The following is an 18837-nucleotide window of genomic DNA, read 5'->3' as shown; positions in this document are numbered from 1 at the left end:
GTGGAGGGGCTTACTCCTCAGGTTCGAGATTGTGAACGATGAAGTCTTGACGGTCGGGGGTGTTCTTCCCCATATAGAAGTCAAGGAGTTCTTTGATGTTATCCTCTTTTTTCATCACGACAGGGTCGAGTCGCATATCTTCACCGATGAAGGCTTTGAACTCTTCGGCCTTGATCTCACCAAGACCCTTGAAGCGTGTGACCGAACAGCCTTTGCCGAGCTTTGCCATAGCTGCGTCTCGCTCCTTTTCGTCGTAGCAGTAGATGGTCTCCTTGTCCTGCTTGTCTCGGACGCGGAAAAGTGGCGTCTGAAGGATAAAGACGTGATTTTGGCGTATGAGTTCGGGGAAAAACTGCAAGAAAAAGGTGATGATGAGCAGGCGGATGTGCATGCCGTCGACGTCGGCATCGGTAGCGACGATGATCTTGTTGTAACGGAGGTTGTCGATGGAGTCCTCGATATTGAGGGCTGCCTGGAGGAGGTTGAACTCCTCGTTTTCGTACACCACCCGCTTGGACAGTCCGTACGAATTGAGGGGTTTCCCACGGAGCGAGAAGACCGCTTGATAGTTGGCATCGCGGCTCTGGGTGATACTCCCGCTGGCTGAGAGCCCTTCGGTGATGAAGATGGATGTCTTCTCGGGGTTGGGAGCCTTGGGCTCATTGTAGTGATAGGAGCAGTCGCGTAGCTTTTTATTGTGTATGGCTGCTTTTTTGGCACGCTCCTTTGCAATCTTTGTGATGCCGGCGATGGCTTTGCGTTCCTTTTCGCTTTCAAGGATCTTCTTCTGGAGAGCCTCTGCCGTCGTAGGATTTTTGTGTAGGAAGTTGTCCAGATGAGTCTTGAGGAAGTCTCCGATGAACTTCTGTATCGTCATCCCCCCTTCTTCGATCTCCTTGGACCCGAGTTTGGTTTTGGTCTGGCTCTCAAAGAGCGGATCCTGTATGCGGATGCTTACGGCAGCGACGATGCCCGAACGGATGTCGTTGAAGTCAAAAGATTTGCCGTAAAACTCCCTGATCGTCCTTGCTACAGCCTCTTTGAATGCGGAGAGGTGTGTCCCTCCGTGAATGGTATTTTGCCCATTGACAAACGAGTGGTACTCCTCACCATACTGAGAAGAGTGAGTGATGGCGACCTCGATGTCTTTGTCGGTAAAGTGAATGATGGGATAGAGGGGATCGGAGGTCATGGTGTCTTCGAGGAGATCCATGAGCCCGGACTTGGAGAGGTAGCGTTTGCCGTTGAGGTTGAAGTTGAGCGAGGTGTGGAGGTATGAGTACATGCGTATCATATCCATGACGAAGTCCTCGCGGTAGGCATAGCCCTTGAACAGCGTGTCATCCGGGGTGAAGAGTACTGCGGTGCCGTCCTTGTCTTCGGGAGCATCGAACAGGTCTGTCTCGGAGATGAGTTGTCCCTTCTCAAAGGTCACGGTCTTGCCCTTTCCCTCGCGGTAAGAGGTAACTTCCATACGGGAAGAGAGGGCGTTGACGGCTTTGAGTCCGACGCCGTTGAGCCCGACAACTTTCTTGAAAACCTCGTTGTCGTACTTTGCTCCTGTATTCATCTTACCCACAGCGTCTTTGAGTGAACCTTGTGGTATGCCTCGACCGAAGTCCCTTACGTAGACTTCTCTATCGTCCGTAATGGTGATGCGCACCATGCGTCCGAAGCCCATTGCAAACTCGTCGATGGCGTTGTCGATCACCTCCTTGAGAAGTATATATATACCATCGTCAGGAGAAGATCCATCGCCCAGCTTACCGATATACATCCCCGGGCGCTGGCGGATGTGCTCCATAGGATCGAGGGTACGTACGGCATCGTCGCTGTACTTACGCCGTGCTTCGGAGAGGGCAATATCTTCGTCTGATGTTAGTGGTGCTTGCTGGCTCATGCTGCTGGTTATAGTTCTTTGATAAATGCTCTGCGGGTCTTGTGGTGCACCTTCTCGAAGTAACTCCACTGTAGTTGTACGGAGAGGTTGGTCTCAAGCTCAGGGTTGCTCTCGACATACTCGACCCCGTAGTTTTTGATAATGGGGATAAGATCCTCAAAGATAAGGGCATTGACCCCCTTATTCTGATACTCCGGAACTATCCCTATCAGAAGGAGATCAACCACTTTGGGCTTGGAGTGAAGGGCTTTGAGAAGGTGAATGAAACCGAAAGGCCAGAGTTTGCCTTTGGCTTTTTGCATCGCTCGGCTCAGATTAGGAATAGTGATGCCGAAACCTACGACTTCATCGTCTTCCTCTCGGAGGATGAGGGTAACAAGATCAAGACGTATCATGGGTATGTACATCTTGACGTAGTAGTCTATCTGTGCGGGGGTAAGGGTCGAGAAACCGTAGAGAGGTGCATAAGAGGCGTTGAGAGTCTCGAAGATGCGCTGGGCGTATGGATAGATCTCCTTGCGCTTCGTAAACTTCTTCGTTGTCAACCCATACTTCTCTCTTACCAAGTTGGCGATACGGCGGTGCTTGTCCGGGATCTCGTCGGGAGCATATATCTTGTACTCTTTCCAGTCCTGATCTTTGCGGTAGCCTCTGCGCTCGAGGTGGGCAGCATAGTACGGATAGTTGTAGTTGGTCGTTATTGTTGACAACTGATCAAATCCGTCGATGAGCATGCCTTCCCTGTCAAGATCGGTAAAGCCCATAGGACCGTGTATGAAGTCACAGCCGTAGCGACGAGCCCAGTCTTCTGCTGCATCGAAGAGCTTGTCTACGACTTCTTTGTCATCGATAAAGTCTAAAAAACCGAATCGTGCATGATTTTGGTTCCATGTCTCATTGGCCCTATGGTTAATGATGCCTGCAATGCGTCCAACGATCTGTTCCCCTTTGTATGCGAGATAATAAACGGCATCGCAAAATTCGAATGCGGGATTCTGATCCCAATCAAGGGTCATTATCTCTTCATCAATGAGTGAGGGCACATGGTAGGGGTTATCCTTGTAAAGTTCGAGATTGAACTCTACAAAATCACTCAACTGTGACTTGTCTTTTACTCTCTTGAGTATTACCTTGTCACTGTTGATAGACTCACTCTTGAAGTATTTGGTGATGGCTCGCTTGTATGCGTCGTAGCGTCTTACCATTGTGAATTGTTATTCGGTGCCGGCTTAGAACTTCTTCTCTACAACAGCTTGAACTGTATTGAGCACAAAGTCTCCAAGGTGCTCACACTCGTTGATCATATCGTTGTAGTAGACACTGTCTTGATAGTCGCAAGCCTTGTTGCCAAAGTCTTCGAGACTCTTTAATTTGAGATCATTGCGGAGATTATTGATAGCATTTTCGATGTTGTAGGATTCGAGGGCATCCGCAGGCTCGACATCGGATTTCTTGAGGATCTCATTCATCCTGTTGAGAGCCTTCTGGTCAAGTTCTATCATCCTTTTGACATTGCGGATCATCTGTTCGGTGAAGTTGGCTTTGTTGTCAGCCTTCCTTTTTATCGCTTGAGCAAGGTTGTAACAAGAGTCCCCGATGCTTTCTATCTCGGTAGTCGCACGAAGCATGACACGGATCTTTTCCTTCCCGTCCATACTGAGTCGCCCTTCGGAGACTTTAGATAGATAATTGGCTATCTCTACCTCCATGCGGTCGCAGATGTTTTCGTATTTCTCAATGCGGTTGAAAGTTTCCATGAACTTTTCCTGGTCTGTCTCTTCCAATATGGAGTCTACCATTCCCAACATACGCCCTGCTCTTTCACCGAAGAGAGCCATCTCCTTTTGAGCCTGAGCAAGTGATAGTTCGGATGTCGAAAGCATACCGAAAGAGATATAGCGCAATTGGAATTCCTCGTTGCCCGATACTTCTTGCTTTGAGGGGATGATTCGGTTGCAGAGGTAGACATACCCATTGACGAACCATATCATCACTGATACGTTTATGATGTTGAACAGAGAGTGGTATAGAGACAATCCGAATGATGTCGCTACAACATAATTGTCCATCATCTCCTTGTCCGCTATGAGCGATGTATCTGCCTTGCTTGGATCAAAATCATTGAGCAGTGCCAGTCTTTCGGGATCGAGTCCATTGATAAAGCTATACATCGCTGTGGGGTCCCCCGGACCCCAGCTTGACACAAGACTGATGATCAGTGAAAGGAACGGACGGAAGAGTATCAGCATCCATATCACCCCGAAGACGTTGAAGATGAGGTGAGCTATGGCTGCTCTTCTCGCCGGCACATTGGCTCCCAGTGCTGCGATATTTGCCGTCACTGTAGTACCGATGTTTTCTCCCAATACCATCGCCGCGGCGAGATCAAAGGATATCCAACCTTTTGAACACATAATAAGGGTGATCGCAACGGTTGCAGATGAAGATTGTACAATGATGGTAAGGATTGTCCCCAGCAGTAGAAATATGATGACGGAGCCAAAGCCCATGTCCGTATAGCTTTGGAGGAATGCCAAGGCCTCGGGGTTGGACTTCAAGTCAGGGACATTGTTTTTCAAGAACTGCAAACCTATGAATAAGAATGCGAAACCGATGATGAACTCTCCCCATGATTTTCTCGTACTATTGCCGGAGAATATGAATGGGATCGACAGTGCTATCAGAGGGATGGCAAATGAGGCGATATCCACCTTGAAGCCAAACAAGGCTATGACCCACGCAGTGACAGTGGTACCCACGTTGGCGCCCATGATGACCGTGACAGCCTGAGCAAGGTTCAGCAGACCTGCATTCACAAAGCTTACTACCATCAGAGTTGTTGCCGATGAGGATTGTACAAGGGCTGTTATGAGGACTCCTGTAAATACGCCTAAGAGTCTGTTTTTCGTCATTGCCGAAAGGATGCTGCGCATCTTGTCCCCAGCAATTTTCTGTAGCCCTTCGCTCATGATCTTCATGCCGTAGAGGAAGATTCCCAGCGATCCGATGAGGGTTAAAAAGTCAAGAAATCCGTAGTTCATTTGTGTAGAAAGTTAAAAATCGCCTGTCGTTCTTACAGGTAAATCGCTATCTTTAGGACAAAATAAACGAAAAAAAATCGACTACTAAAATGAATGAGCATTTAACTATAACAGAGCGGATATCGAAACGTAAACTCACGTTTGATTACGGTGTTACCCTTCTTGAGGTTTATGAGAGTTTCAAACCCGAATTGAAGACTCTTCCGATGAATGCTAAAGTAAACAATATCACTCGTCGTCTTGACTATCGTCTTTACCGTAATTGTACCGTCGAGTTTATTGATTATACTGTAGACTCCGGGATGCGTACTTACGTCCGTACCCTTGCATTGATCCTCGGCAAAGCAGTCCAAGAACTCTCTCAGAATGGCCGTAAAGATGTCATCTTTGAACATGCTATCTCCAATGGCTACTATTGTGTTTGGGGAAAAGGTCTGCCTGCACCTACACCCGAGGAAGTGTATGCCCTCAAAGCCCGGATGCAGTCTGCCATAGACCAAGATATTACGATACAGACGCTACGTACACCTATTGAGGAGGCCCATGACTTTTTGCAGTCTGTCGGTAGGCATGCTTCAGCAGCGTTGCTTTCTCAGCAGGGAAAGTGTTATGTCGATATGTATGAGGTGGATGGGTATAGGGATGTTATTTTCGGATCTGTTTTACCTCGTACGGGAATGTTGTCGACGTTTGACGTCGTTCCTTATGAAAAGGGAGTCTTGCTTCTCCCTCCGAATGTGGATGATATCTCTAAGCCCAACACCCTGATACCTCAACCCAAAGCTTTCAAAGCCTTTGACAGTCATCTTGATCTGCTAAAGTCTCTTGGCGTCGAGGATATAGCACCTCTCAATGCTCGTATACATGCCGGAAAGGCAGCTGAACTCATCACTATTGCCGAGGCTCTTCAAGAAAAGCAGATTGCAGGCATAGCAGAGGAAATAACTCGTCGCCATGCCGAAGGCGTCCGTATTGTGCTCGTTGCGGGACCTTCATCCTCCGGTAAGACCACATTTTCCAAGCGACTTCATACCCAATTGCAGATCAATCTCATCAAGCCCTACGCTCTTTCTCTGGATGACTTTTTCCTTGATAGGGAACTGACACCCAAGGACGAAAAGGGCGACTATGACTTTGAGAGCCTCTATGCGTTGGATCTTTCTTATCTTCAAGAGACTTTAGGGCATATTCTTTCCGGTCAGAAGGTTGCAATCCCTTCTTTCGACTTTGTTTTGGGTACGCGGGTTTTCAAGGGACAGGAGATTGAACTTAAAGATGGAGAGATATTGATCATCGAGGGTATTCACGGGCTCAATCCCGACCTCCTTCAAGGTATTCCCGAATCATCCATCTTCAGAGTCTACGTTTCTGCCCTTACATCATTGTCCATGGATGAGCACAACTGGATCTCTACTTCTGATAATCGTCTTTTGCGCCGTATGGTACGCGATGCCAAGTATAGAGGTGCTCCGGCAACCAAGAGTCTCAGCATGTGGGCGGATGTCCGTCGAGGAGAGCGCAAGTGGATATTCCCTTATCAGGAAAATGCTGATGTGATGTTCAATAGTGCCATGCTGTATGAGATTGCCGCTCTGAAAGTCCAAGCAGAGCCACTTCTTCATCAGATCAAGGAGAATGACCCTTGTTACAGCGAAGCTCACCGACTATTGAGATTTCTGCAGTTCTTTGAGCCTATCCCCCTCTCTCTTATGCCTCCCACCTCTCTCCTTTGCGAGTTCCTTGGAGGCAGCAGTTTTACGTACTAAAGTTATGCTATCTGTGGCAAGTGCTTTATTTAAGCTTCTGCCACAGTTTTTTTGTGACCTAAACGAGCATAAACTAATAGAAACTTTTATTGGGTAAATATGAATCAGCCATCAGAAAACATAAATGACCCTGCAGAAACTCAAAACGTAGGCCTCACTCTTTCCTTTAAAAAGTCTCTTACTCGTATCAAGGACAGGATAGACTCTCTTATTTATCCTGTGAGGGTTCGGTCTCGCTTGTCGCATTTTCGATTGATTCGAGGTCAAAAGACTCTTTCGATGGACGATCAGATACACGAGTGTCTTTGTTGTGGAAATACATTTCAAGGCAATTACTGTAACAGTTGTGGGCAAAGTAGCCGCACCTCCCGTTACCGTTTTCGCAATAGCCTCAAGACATTTCTTGAATCTCTGACGAGCATCAACAATCGTTTTCTGCGGACACTGTTGGAGCTACTGTATCGTCCGGGATACATGATCTCAGATTTCATCCGAGGTAAACGGGTCTCGTATGTGAGCCCTCTTCAAGCACTCTTTTTGCTTGCTGCTCTTTATGTCATCGCCGTTCAACTCTTCAATCCTGGCACCCTCAAATCTCTATACCCCGACAAAGAGGTGATTCTTCCGAGGACAACGACAGAGAAAAGCGGTTCGGCAGTTATGAGTAGGGAGTTGTCAAAGGGTGAAGATACCCTCGAAATAACAAAAATCGGCCGATTATTCTTTGGATTGAGAGATTATGTTAACCGAACACCATTTCTTGGGAATGTATATAAATTGCTAAAGCACTGGATTGGTCGCAATAGCGTCTCGGATATTGTCTTATTCCTACCGTTCTTTTCGCTTGCATCCTATCTTACTTTTCGAGGACGAAAAAATAAAGTCAGATACAACCCTACGGAGCATTTCTACATACAGACCTTTATTGCCTGTCAGTTGCTTCTTTTGAGTCTTTTGATCTCTCTACTTAAGGGTAAGATATCCATAGATGGCAGGTACGAGACATTGGGGTGGCTTATTTTCCTTGTCTTTTGGCTGGACTACAAGCAGATTTTCGGTAGGAGTTGGTGGAACACCTTTTGGTGCACGCTACAGTTCTTCTTCTATTCCTTGCTATTATCTTTTACATTGGCTGCTTGTATCATTCTCTTCTTGCTATTATTGTCAGCTATCATTTGGCGTTTCTAAAAAGAAAAAACTATATTAGTACTCTGGTGGCGATTCTTTTTGAAACAGAGTGCTTTTTCTCCGCCAAATTAAGAGATTAATATCATACGAAAACTATCTTTTATGAATCAAATATCAACAAAGAAAATCCTCAAAATCGTAGTCCTCGCGGCTTTTTCTCTTGCTATGTCCTGTCGGTTTTCTTGGGGTATAGATATCGCGCACCGAGACAGCATAGACTCAAACAAAAAAAACAGTGTGGGTCTCCTCAAAGGTCAAAAGCTGCGGTCGACAGACAAAAAGCGACAAGTTGCGACGCTTGATGGGGTCGACGGCCCTTATCTCGTTGGGTCGAAGATATATAGAGTAGATGCTTCCAACAACTTGTATGTAACTCCCTATAAGGCCGGAGAATCGATCTTGGTTGAGGTTCGGAACGGCGATACAGACCGATTTCATGTCCGGAAGAAAGACAAGATAACCCTCAGCCCCGACATCTATCCGATGCCAAATAAGCTCATTGCGATCTCCGACATAGAGGGCAATTTTGATGGTTTTGCAAGTTTTCTGATGAATCATCAAGTCATTGATAAGGAGTTCAACTGGAGCTTCGGAGATGGACACTTGGTTTTGGTCGGAGACTTTGTCGATAGGGGAGATAATGTGACCGCCGTTCTTTGGTTGATCTACAAGCTTGAGGATCAGGCGGAGAAGTATGGCGGAAAAGTCCATTATATCTTGGGCAATCATGAGCTTCTCAATTTCCAAGGGCAGTACCGCTACAACGACCCGAGGTATCTCAAGATCTCAAGTATCGTCAGTGGTGAGGATGACTTGGACGATGCCATACAATTTATGTATTCAGATCAGACAGAGCTGGGCAAGTGGCTGCATTCCAAGAATGGTATAGAAAAGATTGGAGACTATGTCTTCGTCCATGCAGGGCTGAGCCCTCGACTCTTGGATCTTAATCTGTCGATCTCCCGGATCAACGACATCGTGAGACAAAACTGGGATAAGAATGTCTTTGCGGAGCCTGACAGTGATGAGACTGTCAACTTCCTGCTTGGTAGCGAAGGTATCTTTTGGTTCAGAGGTTTCATGAAGGGCCATAAGTATTATCCAAAGATCACTCTTCGGGAACTTCAAGACGTGTTGGCTTTTTTTGACGCGAAGGCAGTTGTCTTTGGTCATACTGTTGTGGACGATGTGACAAAGTTTTTTGACGGGAGGATTATCAACATAGATGTCAAGCACGGTCAGGTGAAGCACTCTGAAAAGACCAAAGGGCTCCTCATCGAGAATGGTGTCGAGTACAAACTCGATGGTAAAGGGACGAAGACGCCACTCTAAACAAAATTCACATGAAACAGATTGGTGCATTACTTATTTCTGTTTTATGCTTTGACTCCTACTTCACTGTAAAAGGGCTGTATGACGGTTCTCACTCTCTCCCTCGTGCACAGATCGACATCGATAACAGTCCTCTATGCCTTATCGGTAGCACTTATATTTGATCCCAAATTCAGATTAAGGGCAAGTGTTTGGTTTTCATGCCTTACACTTGCCCTTGTTTTTGCAGGGTAACGAGAGGTACTACTCCTCATCTCTTTGTCTTTTGGCCCGATGGGTGTAGTCGATGCCGAATACGGCTCCTACAAAGGTCAATATCTCTCCAAAAGCTATCAATACCGAAGAGTCTATCTCTCCCTGAGGCGGTACCAGTAGAGCCACGATCAGCAGAACCAGTCCGGCCACGGACATGACGACAGCCATTATCGGCTGGATGTTAGCCAAGTTGAGTTGATCTTTGCCCTTCATGAGACACTTCTTTTTGAGAAAATAGGAAGTCAAACTCCGCTTTTGCATCAAAGCAGGGACAAGCTTTGTGAGGGTTCAGCTCCCTATGTCCCGCGATGCGTACCTTGCCATGTAGATCGCACAGCCTATCCACAAGTTGCCTCATGCTCTCACGCTGAGCCTCTGTCCTGGTATCTTTGGGACGCTCTTGACTGTCGAGTCCTCCCTCATAGCAGATGCCTATGCTGCGGTAGTTGTATCCCTTTGTATGTGCCCCCGCCACCTCCATGTCCCGAGTGGCGAAGATTTTCCCTTTTATATCGATATAGAAGTGGTAACCTATGCCATCAAATCCACGAGCTCTGTGATCTCTGTCGAGCTGAGAGAGGACATAGCGTCTGTCCTCTCTCGTAGCACTACAGTGGATGACGATCATGTCCACGGCTCTGTCGCAACGCTTCAATTCGCCGACTTCGATCTGTCTTATCCTTGGTGTCATGGCATCAATCCTCCAATTTCTTACCTCCCGGTGTCTCCTCACCCGTAGAGGCCGAGGCTCCGGAGACCTCAGGTTTTGAGATCTTTTTGCCCGTCTTCACGATTTGGTTGAACGCAACGCCCTTCATTGCCTCCTTGATCTTCACACTGGGAACAAAGACCAGGTTGACCTTTTTGATGTTGTTCACGGTAAAGTCCTTTTCTGTTTCCGTTGCCTTACTCCTCAGAGTCGAGTAGAAGCTGCCGAGACGCCCCAAAGCCACGCTATATCCGAGAGAGATGAAGTGTGTCACTGCATCCGAGAGTGCTTCCAGTACCGCAGTGACGTCCGCCACGTGGAGGGTACAGCGTCCTGAGATGTCATCCGCGAGTTCGTAGAGCCCCACACGTCCTACTTGTTTTGAAGAAGCGCAGAATACAGACTTGAGTTCTGTTGAGTTTTTCTGTCTTGTTTTGAGTTCTCTTACCTTAAAATTAATTGCCATAATGATTGAATAGTGTTTTGAGGTTAATAAAATTGACTAAGTGTGTTGTAAAGGTCACCGACAGTTGATGTGCGCACAATTCATTTGATTTTCATGAGAGACATCTATTCTGTCTCTGTTTGTTTGTCGGAGCTATCCTCACATTCACAATGCAAAGTTATCACCACCTTCAAGCTCCCTCATCGCTTATGGTCATATACCGTCTTCTCTCGCCTGATCATATTCTCTACGGTATATTTTCATCGGCTATCAAAAGAACCCGGCTCATCTTTGTGATGCCCTTGGGCTTTTTGTTGGGTGTATTGGTAGAGGCTTTCTTCAGCCTGATCAATTACGCTTGCCCGTTACGAACGGGACAATCTTATAGTCCAACAACTCTCATAGGGCATAAATCAAAGGGGATGTGCCTTGGCTTTGGTCTTGGCACATCCCGTTTGGTTGCTTGTGTTTATGGAGGTCTTTTCGCAGTTCTTATGGTTTAAGAGGGTCAGGAGTCTGGAGTCCTGCCTTTACGACCTCGAAGTCCGAGGTGGAATTGTTGTCATCGACATACTTGTTGCCATCGTGCTTCCTTCTCATCGCGAGGCCCAAAAGGTCTCTTCTGGCTGCTGTGGAGTGAACATTGGTCACCCCAAATGCTCCTGCATCTACCTTTTCGCCGACTGGCTTTGATGTGAATTGCTCGGTAGGCGCTACGGTGACGGCATCGATGATGATATCGTTGGGGATCACGAGAGAGGTGTAGTCGACAGTCCACTCGTTGGTGGTGAAGAACTTCAGTGTGTATTCCTTCATGTGTTCCTTGATCTTAGGTTCGGACAATTCATTTTTGTCAAACTTGATCAAGGCTATTGTTTGATTGTGAGAGATATTGAAGGTCCTGCGGGAGTCTGCCGGATAGGTGAGTTTCATGCTTGGAACTGCTCGGTTGGCGGGGTAGTCCTCTCTATCTATATCGTAAGAGAGTTCCTCTTCTGAAAGCCATTGGAAGTCTGCTTTTGTGAAGTCAAAAGAGTCAATATTGGCAGCTCCTATTTCATCACCATCCGAGTCCAGTACGGGCTTGGTGTAGTCTCCTGCCCATGCGGTGATGAGCTTTACTTCGCCGGGTTTGATGGGAAACTCAGTCCCTGATCCGGGAAAGTAGGTGATACGATCTACAGCCATGTGGGTGTCGGTGAAGTTTTGGGCTTCGTCTGTAAACTCCACTTGAGCCGTAGAGGTAAATAGTGAAGTTGCCAGGGCGAGTCCATCAAGGTACTTCACCTCTTCGGTAGGATTGTATATCTTGAGGTACTTGTTTCGTTCGTCGGCATAGCCGAGTTCTTCGATCCGTCCATCTTTTGTCTTTCGTTCGCCCGTCTTATTGAAGGATCCGGTATAGAATACCTCCAATATCACAAGATGGTCCAGTCTCTTCTCTGAGTCGGGGATCTCCACATCGGTTTTGCGTATACAGCTTGTCATGGTCAGCCCCAGAAGGAGAGGTATGACTATGAGGGTTTTGGTTAATGTTTTCATTGCAGTGTAAGTTTTGGTAATATTCATATTTCTCTTTTATGTCGTAGGTGAGACGTATGGTCTTACAGGAACCATGCGCCGAATCCATCTCCTCCCAGTCCGTCATCGCTGTGGATGATCACATCTCTGGTCGCCTCGAAAGCATCGAGAGGAGACAGCCGCATCTCCTTGCCCAGATGCCAGTAGTAAGGCTCGTAAGGGTCGGGAGAGGTGGGGTCGGTGTCGAAGCCGTGGGTGAAGACTTTGATGGGGAGGTTGATGCGGATGAGTTCGACCCAATCGGATTCGTTTGCCGGGCCGGTATATTCGGAGCACATCAGTGTGGAGTTGCGCCCGGTCTGTACCCCTTCGGGGATGGGGTTGACAACTTTGTTGCCGTCTTTTTTCTTCATCACCCTTATTGCCAAATAGAGTTTGGGCAGGAGGTGTGTCGCACGGTAGTGTGGCATATTTTTTGTCAACATCTCAGGCCACTGTTTATTGTTGGCCGAACTCCACTCATCCAGCCCGGGAGGGGTGAAATCAAACTTCAAGTGCCCTTTCAGTCCGACCCTGTCAACATCGGCAAATCTGGCTTTGTAAATGTCTTTTTTGCCTAAAGGAGGTAGGAGCTTGATGTTGAAATAGTTCCGTGCTCCGTCTCCCATATCCTCGTGTGTCCAAGTGTCTCGATACATATACTCAAAGACTGCGGGAGTAGCCTCTTGGCGATCTTTGAAAGAAGGACGGCTGGAGAAGAACTCGCTTGGGATGGGCTCTTCGACAGGCCAGTTGACCTCTCCGGGTTTGGGATCTTCGGTCAGGTTGAGCCAGTCTCTCTTGAAAGAGCCCTCCTCTCCTCGCCAACGGTAATCCATGATGGTATAGGGTTGTCCCTTGTCATCAAGGTCGCTGACAGTAAAGAACATCTGATACTTGTCGGACTGACTGTAGATCTTGTCGTTGATGAGCTGACCGTTTTTGTCAAAGAAGTAAAAGCACATCCCCCAGAGACGATGTGTGTCTCCTATGATGCGTATGTAGTCGGGACCCTCAAAGCCGCGCTGCTCTTCTTGGAACGTCACAGTGCTCTTCTTGTCCACTTCCACAATGGGGCCTGTGGGTGAGTTGCGCACCACGGCAAACTGCTCTTGCTTCCAAGGTGCACGGCCGTAGACATAATTGCCGTGCAGCATACCATAGCCATGAGAGTGCCCCTCTTTGAACATGATCAGGCAGGTCGCCCAGTCAGCAAAACCGCCATCCGGGTCAGGATTTTGGAGTCCGGGTGTGGTGACGACAGGTGGATTTTCAAAGTAAATGTCTGCCTTGGTGCGAGGGACCTTGAGGTTCAATATGGGATTGTCCTTTTCAGGCACCTTGATCTCTCCATAGATAAACTCCCTGCAGGAGACTGTAAGAGCCAAGAGGCATACCCCGAAGGCTGCGGCTCTTATCATCGAATATGTCTTACTATTATTGATCATCGGATTTTTAGAATCTTGTGAATGGTACTCTGTGGAAGAAGCTATTGACCGTCTCCTCGTCACCAAACATGTTGTTGATGTCCTTCTCGGTGGTCTTGGGATAGTACCTCTGTATGTCTTTCAGGAACAGCGTACGATCTCCGTCGAGGTCAGCAATCACCCTGAATGGTATGGGATAGTCTATGTCGTAGGTGTTCCAGGATGGCGGAACCTTATTAAAGCCGAGGACATTCCCCTGACGGTGGTACTTGCCTCCCTGCCCTTTGCTGCCTTTGTCGGTGATGATATGACAGATACATACACGCATCTGATAGGTAATATTGGACTGCTTGAATCCTATCAACCCTTTGAATCCCAGGGCATCCCTCTTGGCTCCTTGGGCAAGGCTGCGCTTTTGGCGAAGGAGGGAGACGTTTTTGCCAAATCTGTTACGATAAAGGTCATCGCTGAGGATACGGGCACCGAGCTCGTCCTCGACAGGATCCGTATCGCGATACTCGTACCAGAAGACTTCCCCCGCAACTTTTTTGAGGCTTTCGACGTTGAGAGCCTTGAAGAGACGATACTCTTGGCCTGTGGTAGGGTGAGTATAGGTCTCAAGTGCCGCCTTGGTCATCGCTGCTTCCGAGGCTTTGTATGCCAAGTCAAGGTCATACCTCATGGTGTTTTCTTCTGTTTCCTGAGTTGGAGCATAGACGACATAGGGTGTCACAAGCCCCGCTTTTACTCTGCTGTTGGGCGCACTTCCCGGTTCGAATAAGTATTTGTCGTAGTACACACTGTCCAAGGTCATAGGATAGACGAGAGGTCTTTTGTCCAAGGAGTAGTTTTGTATCGAGAAAAACGTCTGGTGCTGTGCCAATGTCGAACTCTCGGGATCTTTAGAGTCAAAGTGCGAAAACTGGTGGTTGATGAGTTGATTGTTGACATCAAAGTACTTCAGTTCCAAAGTGTAGAAGATGTCTTTCCCCTTGACGACATCGAATACCTTCTGGTCGGACTCTATGACGAACTCCCCCTTGTCGTTTTTCCCGATCTTGATTTCCTGATATAGGGGGACAGCCGAGTACTTTTTTGTGATTTCATAAGCCACGTACCCTTTTTCGTTGTGAGTGGCGGTGATGCGGATAGGCTTCTTCAGCGGGCGTGCGTATCTCAATATGGCTTGGACTGAGTGTATCTGCTCGTGTCCCTTGACATCTCTTTCGATGGCAGAGGGAGGTGCTTTGATGATGCCCTTGAAGAGTTCTTCTCCTTGTTTGTCGGTGCATGATGCGAGGGTGACTGTCGCGATCATGCAGAGGATATAAATGGATTGGATAAACCTTTTCATAGCTATGGATAGTTTAGAAAGTAACTATTGTGCTCAATGTAAAATGCGATCCTCTGGCATGAGCGTAGTATCTGAATCTGTCGGTATACTCTTTATAGAGCGTGTTGAGTATGTTTTTACCAAGGATCAAAAACTTGACATTTTTATTTTCTGAGATATCATACCTCAGCTCCACGCTACCATTGAGTAGGGTGTATGCGGGAGGGGTATCGCCCACAAGGTCTTTTTCGGGGTCAAATCTCGTTTGCTTCGTTACAAACTGCCCCTCCAAAGAGTAGGATAAGTGCCAATTCTTCTTTGCGCCCAAGTCTAAGCTGTGGGAGACCTCCAGACCGTATCTGTCTGAGGGCATGAAGGGTAACCAGGCATCCTGAGTAAGGTTCCGGGCATTGATCCACTCCCCTTTGGAAGAGATCAAAAGACCTTCGATAGGCGAAACGGTCAGGGTCAAGTCTCCCCCAAAGAGGCGAGCATCATCCTGTCCGAATACAAATTTCGGATACTTCCCACTTGGGTGGTTGTGAAATCTGTCCTTGCCTTCTCCTATGTCATCATAGATGTAATTGTCTACCCTTTGGTAGAAGACGCTGGGCTCTACAGACAGCCATGTGTTGGCATACTTGCCACCGAGGACAGCCTTGTAGCCACGTTCTGCCGTGAGATCTTTGTTGCCCACGACCCAATAGATACCGTGGTTGAGTCCCGAAGCATAGAGTTCGTTGATGTCGGGTGGTCTCCAAGCCCATCCGATATTGGCACGCACCTCCATATTGTCCGAGAATTGGTAGTGTCCTGCGAAGCTGGTGGAGAAGTTGTAGAACATCTTGAAGTCCTTGTAGTACTTGAACGAAGAGAGCCCCGAATATCCATCCACAGACATCGCACGCACGTCGTAACGCATACCTGCGGAGGCCTCAAATTTCCCGAACGTTGCTTTGTGCAGACCGAAGTAGCCCACCGTTGCTGCCGCATAGTTAGGGATAAATGCCGGTTGCTTTGTTCCCGGTACATTGTAGTTGTACTGATACGAAGACGTTATCCCGGCTTGTGTGGACATATTCCACTTATTCCATTTTCCACTCCACAGAGCATCGGCACCATAGGTGGTGAGCTGCAGATCCTGTACAGGGAGCCAACTCCAGCGAGGGTCTTTGCGATTTTCGTACTCTTGCCTTATGTTGTCTTGATATGTGACTTTGAAGAGTATATCATGGTCTTTGTTGATGTACCATTTGAGGTCTCCTTTGAGCGTGAAGTGTTGTGCCTGTTGGAGAGGGGGCTCCACCTTGTATGAGAACGGATGTATACTGCTCTCATCGGGACGACCGGCCTCAAATCGTGCCAACAACTGATTGACGTCCGATATTTTGCTGTTGTAATACAACCCTGTGCGCTGGAAAAAGAGGCTGGTGTACAGTGTTGCGGTTATGTTGCGAGACTTGTACCCCATGAGGGCCGAGTGGCTTATCGTGGTGTAGCCCGTGTTGTTGAGTCTGTACTCGGCACTTCGGTAGTCTCCGGCTTTCTGTACCAAGGCATGGAGTCGCAGACCGAAGTTTTTGTATCCGAAGTCTGTGGTGATGGCTCCGTCTCCACTTCCGGCATTGGATCCATAGCTTAGGTTCGCTTTACCTGAGACAAAGAGTTTGTTGTGTCCGTAGGGTAAAGGTGTCTGATTGAAGAGGACGACACCCCCCACTGCACCGTAGCCGTAGCGGATGGCTTCTGCACCCTTGATGACTTCGATGATGTTGGAGCCGGTATGGTCTATCTCCGGAGCATGGTCATCGCCCCAAGTCTGGCTTTCGAGGCGTACACCGTTGTTGATGAGTAGGATACGACTGCTGTGCATCCCTTGGATCACCGGCTTGGCTATCGTGCTACCTGTGCTGATCATGCTGACACCGGGCAGACTCTCAAGCAGCTGCGCCAAGGACACCGAAGAACTCCTTTCCAGCAGTTTTGGATCTATCGTTGCCGTCTGTTGCAGGCGATCGGTGTGGTTGTTGTACTTCCCCTTTACCGTGATGCCCGAGAGCTCTTGTACTGTCGGATCCATATAGACGTAGAGCTCTTTTTTGTCTTTAGGTACATTGTAAATGGCCTGCTTTATCTCCTTGTATCCTAATGCTTTGATCGATAGAGATACTTTGTTTTTCGGCACATTGCGAAGCGTCGCAGTACCATCTTCATTGGCGATAAAGGTGTATCCTCCCATTTTGATGAATGCGCCGGGGATGGTCTCCTTTGACTTTTTATTGATTACATGGACTTTGAGAGGGGTGTCCTCCGAGGCATGGGCCACTGTGGATATGCCAAAGAGCAGCACCAAAAAAGTTAAAAGAGTGTGCGCAATAATCCTATGTCGAATCATGAGTGGTTATAATGCGTATTGGTAAAAATTAAACACAGACGATATTTTTTCATCATGGGATGATGCTCTACATAAAATTGGGATTTTTGTCCTCAGTGCCTGTCAATCCTCCCGCACATCAGCCCATAGGTAATTGATTTGTCGCACAAATTTACTAACAACATATATTAATCCTAATAAATAAGTAAAAAATACCTAAATGTGGGTATCGGTAGTTTTAGAATAGCTCAGATATCGGAATGATAATACCTGAACCCCTTTCAAGGTAAGACCTCGATCACATATTGATATTTCGGTGTGTGGCCTCTGTTGCTCCAATTTTGATGAGCCCTATAAACCGGAAGGTTGAACCAAAATTGTGTTTCGGCTCAGCCCCATTTTTTATGCTCAGAATAACTCAAATTCAGAACCTTAACACAGAGGAAAGTGTTCATGTACGCTATCGAAGCCGGATGTCTCACGCCCCCACAGTCAGCGTATCAGAATGCGCTGACTGTGGGGGCGTGAGATTGTTTTTTGACTAATCTTCCTGATTCTGTTGTTTACATAGGATCTCCGAGAAATTTGCGGAGGATTTGCACTTGGCGAGGTGTGAAGGTGCGCTTGCGGGAGTTCCAACCCGACTCAATGAGCGACCGATGCCGTCCCGGGTTATCTCTCATATTGTTGTCTGATAAAAGTTTTGTGTTGTCTTTTTTATAAGCATCAATGAAAAGAATTGGGGTTACGTCAGAAAGTGGATTGTCTCTCGTGTTGATTAATATATTTAAAGTCCTATCATGGCTCCAGCCTTTTTAGGGTGTAGGTGACATTGCTGATATTGACGCCCCATTTATTCTTGTTGTATTCGCCGTCTTTGAAGTCCAGGACCCATGAAGTTTTGGAGAACGGATTAGGGTATTTTGTGGAGGACTTGAGACCCTTATCTTTCTCTATCTTCGGACTGTAAATCATGGCTTGGAGCTTATGATCGGATATCGAATAAATACCTATCGAATCGATATGATTCATTCTATCCAACTGATCCTGAACTAAATATTTTATCCAAAACTCTCTTGTCTCCCTTGGTGCAGGTCGGCTTTCATATTCTTCTATGAAGGTTGTGGTTTTGAGTAGTAAAGTGTCTTTCTTTGGAGCTCCTTCCGGATTTACGGCTCTCTCGAAGAATACCATATATTCATTCAGGTTCTTATCCCGTTCATAGATCACACTATGTCTGTAATAATGATGAAACGGATCACATGAAGTCACACAAAGGCAGAATACAAAAAATGCCAATACACTAATTCGGAATCGGGTAGTTATTGAAGTTTTCATTGGAGGTATACTTAAAATGTTTCTACTCGTTATCATTCTGACTTTTCATTAAGGTAATTGCAGCCCTAACACTTCGACACCGCGAGCATAGGTCTTTATATCCGGCTTGTCCTTTTCATCTATGATTCTCCGGTGCCAATCCATTGATGATCTGGCTACATCATGACTT

16 protein-coding genes are annotated in these 18837 nt (G+C 47.2%); 4 read left to right on the top strand and 12 right to left on the bottom strand.

What is annotated here, in order from left to right:
- Window positions 1–10: 10 nt before the first annotated feature.
- The 3 genes from Q4A14_RS01190 to Q4A14_RS01180 form a co-directional block, all read right to left on the bottom strand.
- Window positions 11–1804: a DNA topoisomerase IV subunit B gene (locus tag Q4A14_RS01190; RefSeq protein WP_303169344.1), complete on the bottom strand. Its 1794-nt coding sequence runs from the start codon at window positions 1802–1804 to the stop codon at window positions 11–13.
- A 104-nt stretch (window positions 1805–1908) separates the two neighbouring features.
- A complete protein-coding gene (locus Q4A14_RS01185; RefSeq protein ID WP_303169334.1) occupies window positions 1909–3105 on the bottom strand; it encodes a hypothetical protein in 1197 nt (398 codons plus the stop codon).
- Window positions 3106–3129: 24 nt separating this feature from the next.
- Window positions 3130–4941 carry a Na/Pi cotransporter family protein gene (locus tag Q4A14_RS01180; protein ID WP_303169333.1) on the bottom strand — a complete coding sequence of 604 codons (1812 nt, stop codon included), beginning with the start codon at window positions 4939–4941 and terminating at the stop codon, window positions 3130–3132.
- Window positions 4942–5030: 89 nt separating this feature from the next.
- On the opposite strand from Q4A14_RS01180, the gene Q4A14_RS01175 reads away from it, so the two are divergent.
- The 4 genes from Q4A14_RS01175 (at window position 5031) to Q4A14_RS01160 (ending at window position 9391) form a co-directional block, all read left to right on the top strand.
- Entirely contained in the window at window positions 5031–6707 is a 1677-nt protein-coding gene (locus Q4A14_RS01175) for a nucleoside kinase (protein WP_303169331.1), read from the top strand.
- Between the two features lie 99 nt (window positions 6708–6806).
- The gene (locus Q4A14_RS01170; protein ID WP_303169330.1) at window positions 6807–7895 is read left to right on the top strand and encodes a DUF3667 domain-containing protein; all 1089 of its coding nucleotides are present in this window, start codon (window positions 6807–6809) and stop codon (window positions 7893–7895) included.
- A 102-nt stretch (window positions 7896–7997) separates the two neighbouring features.
- On the top strand, window positions 7998–9227 hold the full coding sequence (locus tag Q4A14_RS01165; protein ID WP_303169329.1) for a metallophosphoesterase: 1230 nt from the start codon (window positions 7998–8000) through the stop codon (window positions 9225–9227).
- A gap of 11 nt (window positions 9228–9238) precedes the next feature.
- The gene (locus tag Q4A14_RS01160; RefSeq protein WP_303169328.1) at window positions 9239–9391 is read left to right on the top strand and encodes a hypothetical protein; all 153 of its coding nucleotides are present in this window, start codon (window positions 9239–9241) and stop codon (window positions 9389–9391) included.
- Between the two features lie 79 nt (window positions 9392–9470).
- Here Q4A14_RS01160 and Q4A14_RS01155 read toward each other — a convergent pair whose 3' ends face one another.
- The 9 genes from Q4A14_RS01155 to Q4A14_RS01115 all read right to left on the bottom strand — a co-directional run bounded on the left by Q4A14_RS01155 (window position 9471) and on the right by Q4A14_RS01115 (window position 18524).
- The gene (locus Q4A14_RS01155; RefSeq protein WP_303169326.1) at window positions 9471–9695 is read right to left on the bottom strand and encodes a hypothetical protein; all 225 of its coding nucleotides are present in this window, start codon (window positions 9693–9695) and stop codon (window positions 9471–9473) included.
- A complete protein-coding gene (locus Q4A14_RS01150) occupies window positions 9664–10173 on the bottom strand; it encodes an N-acetylmuramoyl-L-alanine amidase (protein WP_303169325.1) in 510 nt (169 codons plus the stop codon). Before Q4A14_RS01150 ends, Q4A14_RS01155 begins: the two co-directional genes overlap by 32 nt.
- Window positions 10174–10177: 4 nt before the next feature.
- Window positions 10178–10657, bottom strand: a complete 480-nt coding sequence (locus Q4A14_RS01145) for an HU family DNA-binding protein (protein WP_303169324.1) — start codon at window positions 10655–10657, stop codon at window positions 10178–10180.
- Window positions 10658–11128: 471 nt separating this feature from the next.
- Window positions 11129–12205 (bottom strand): DUF4876 domain-containing protein, encoded by a 1077-nt coding sequence (locus Q4A14_RS01140; RefSeq protein WP_303169323.1) that lies wholly within the window; start codon window positions 12203–12205, stop codon window positions 11129–11131.
- Window positions 12206–12240: 35 nt separating this feature from the next.
- A complete protein-coding gene (locus Q4A14_RS01135; protein WP_303169322.1) occupies window positions 12241–13644 on the bottom strand; it encodes a hypothetical protein in 1404 nt (467 codons plus the stop codon).
- 7 nt (window positions 13645–13651) lie between these two features.
- Complete coding sequence (locus Q4A14_RS01130; RefSeq protein ID WP_303169321.1) at window positions 13652–14977, bottom strand: hypothetical protein; 1326 nt, start codon at window positions 14975–14977, stop codon at window positions 13652–13654.
- Between the two features lie 13 nt (window positions 14978–14990).
- The gene (locus tag Q4A14_RS01125; RefSeq protein WP_303169320.1) at window positions 14991–17351 is read right to left on the bottom strand and encodes a TonB-dependent receptor; all 2361 of its coding nucleotides are present in this window, start codon (window positions 17349–17351) and stop codon (window positions 14991–14993) included.
- A gap of 542 nt (window positions 17352–17893) precedes the next feature.
- Window positions 17894–18013: a DUF4248 domain-containing protein gene (locus Q4A14_RS01120; protein WP_303169318.1), complete on the bottom strand. Its 120-nt coding sequence runs from the start codon at window positions 18011–18013 to the stop codon at window positions 17894–17896.
- A 115-nt stretch (window positions 18014–18128) separates the two neighbouring features.
- Window positions 18129–18524, bottom strand: coding sequence for a hypothetical protein (locus Q4A14_RS01115; RefSeq protein ID WP_303169317.1), 396 nt, complete (start codon window positions 18522–18524; stop codon window positions 18129–18131).
- Window positions 18525–18837 lie beyond the last annotated feature (313 nt).

Source organism: Porphyromonas sp. (assembly GCF_030529325.1).
Classification (GTDB): Bacteria; Bacteroidota; Bacteroidia; order Bacteroidales; family Porphyromonadaceae; genus Porphyromonas_A.
Note: the sequence above shows the minus strand (reverse complement) of the source record. Positions and strands in the feature narration are given on the sequence as shown.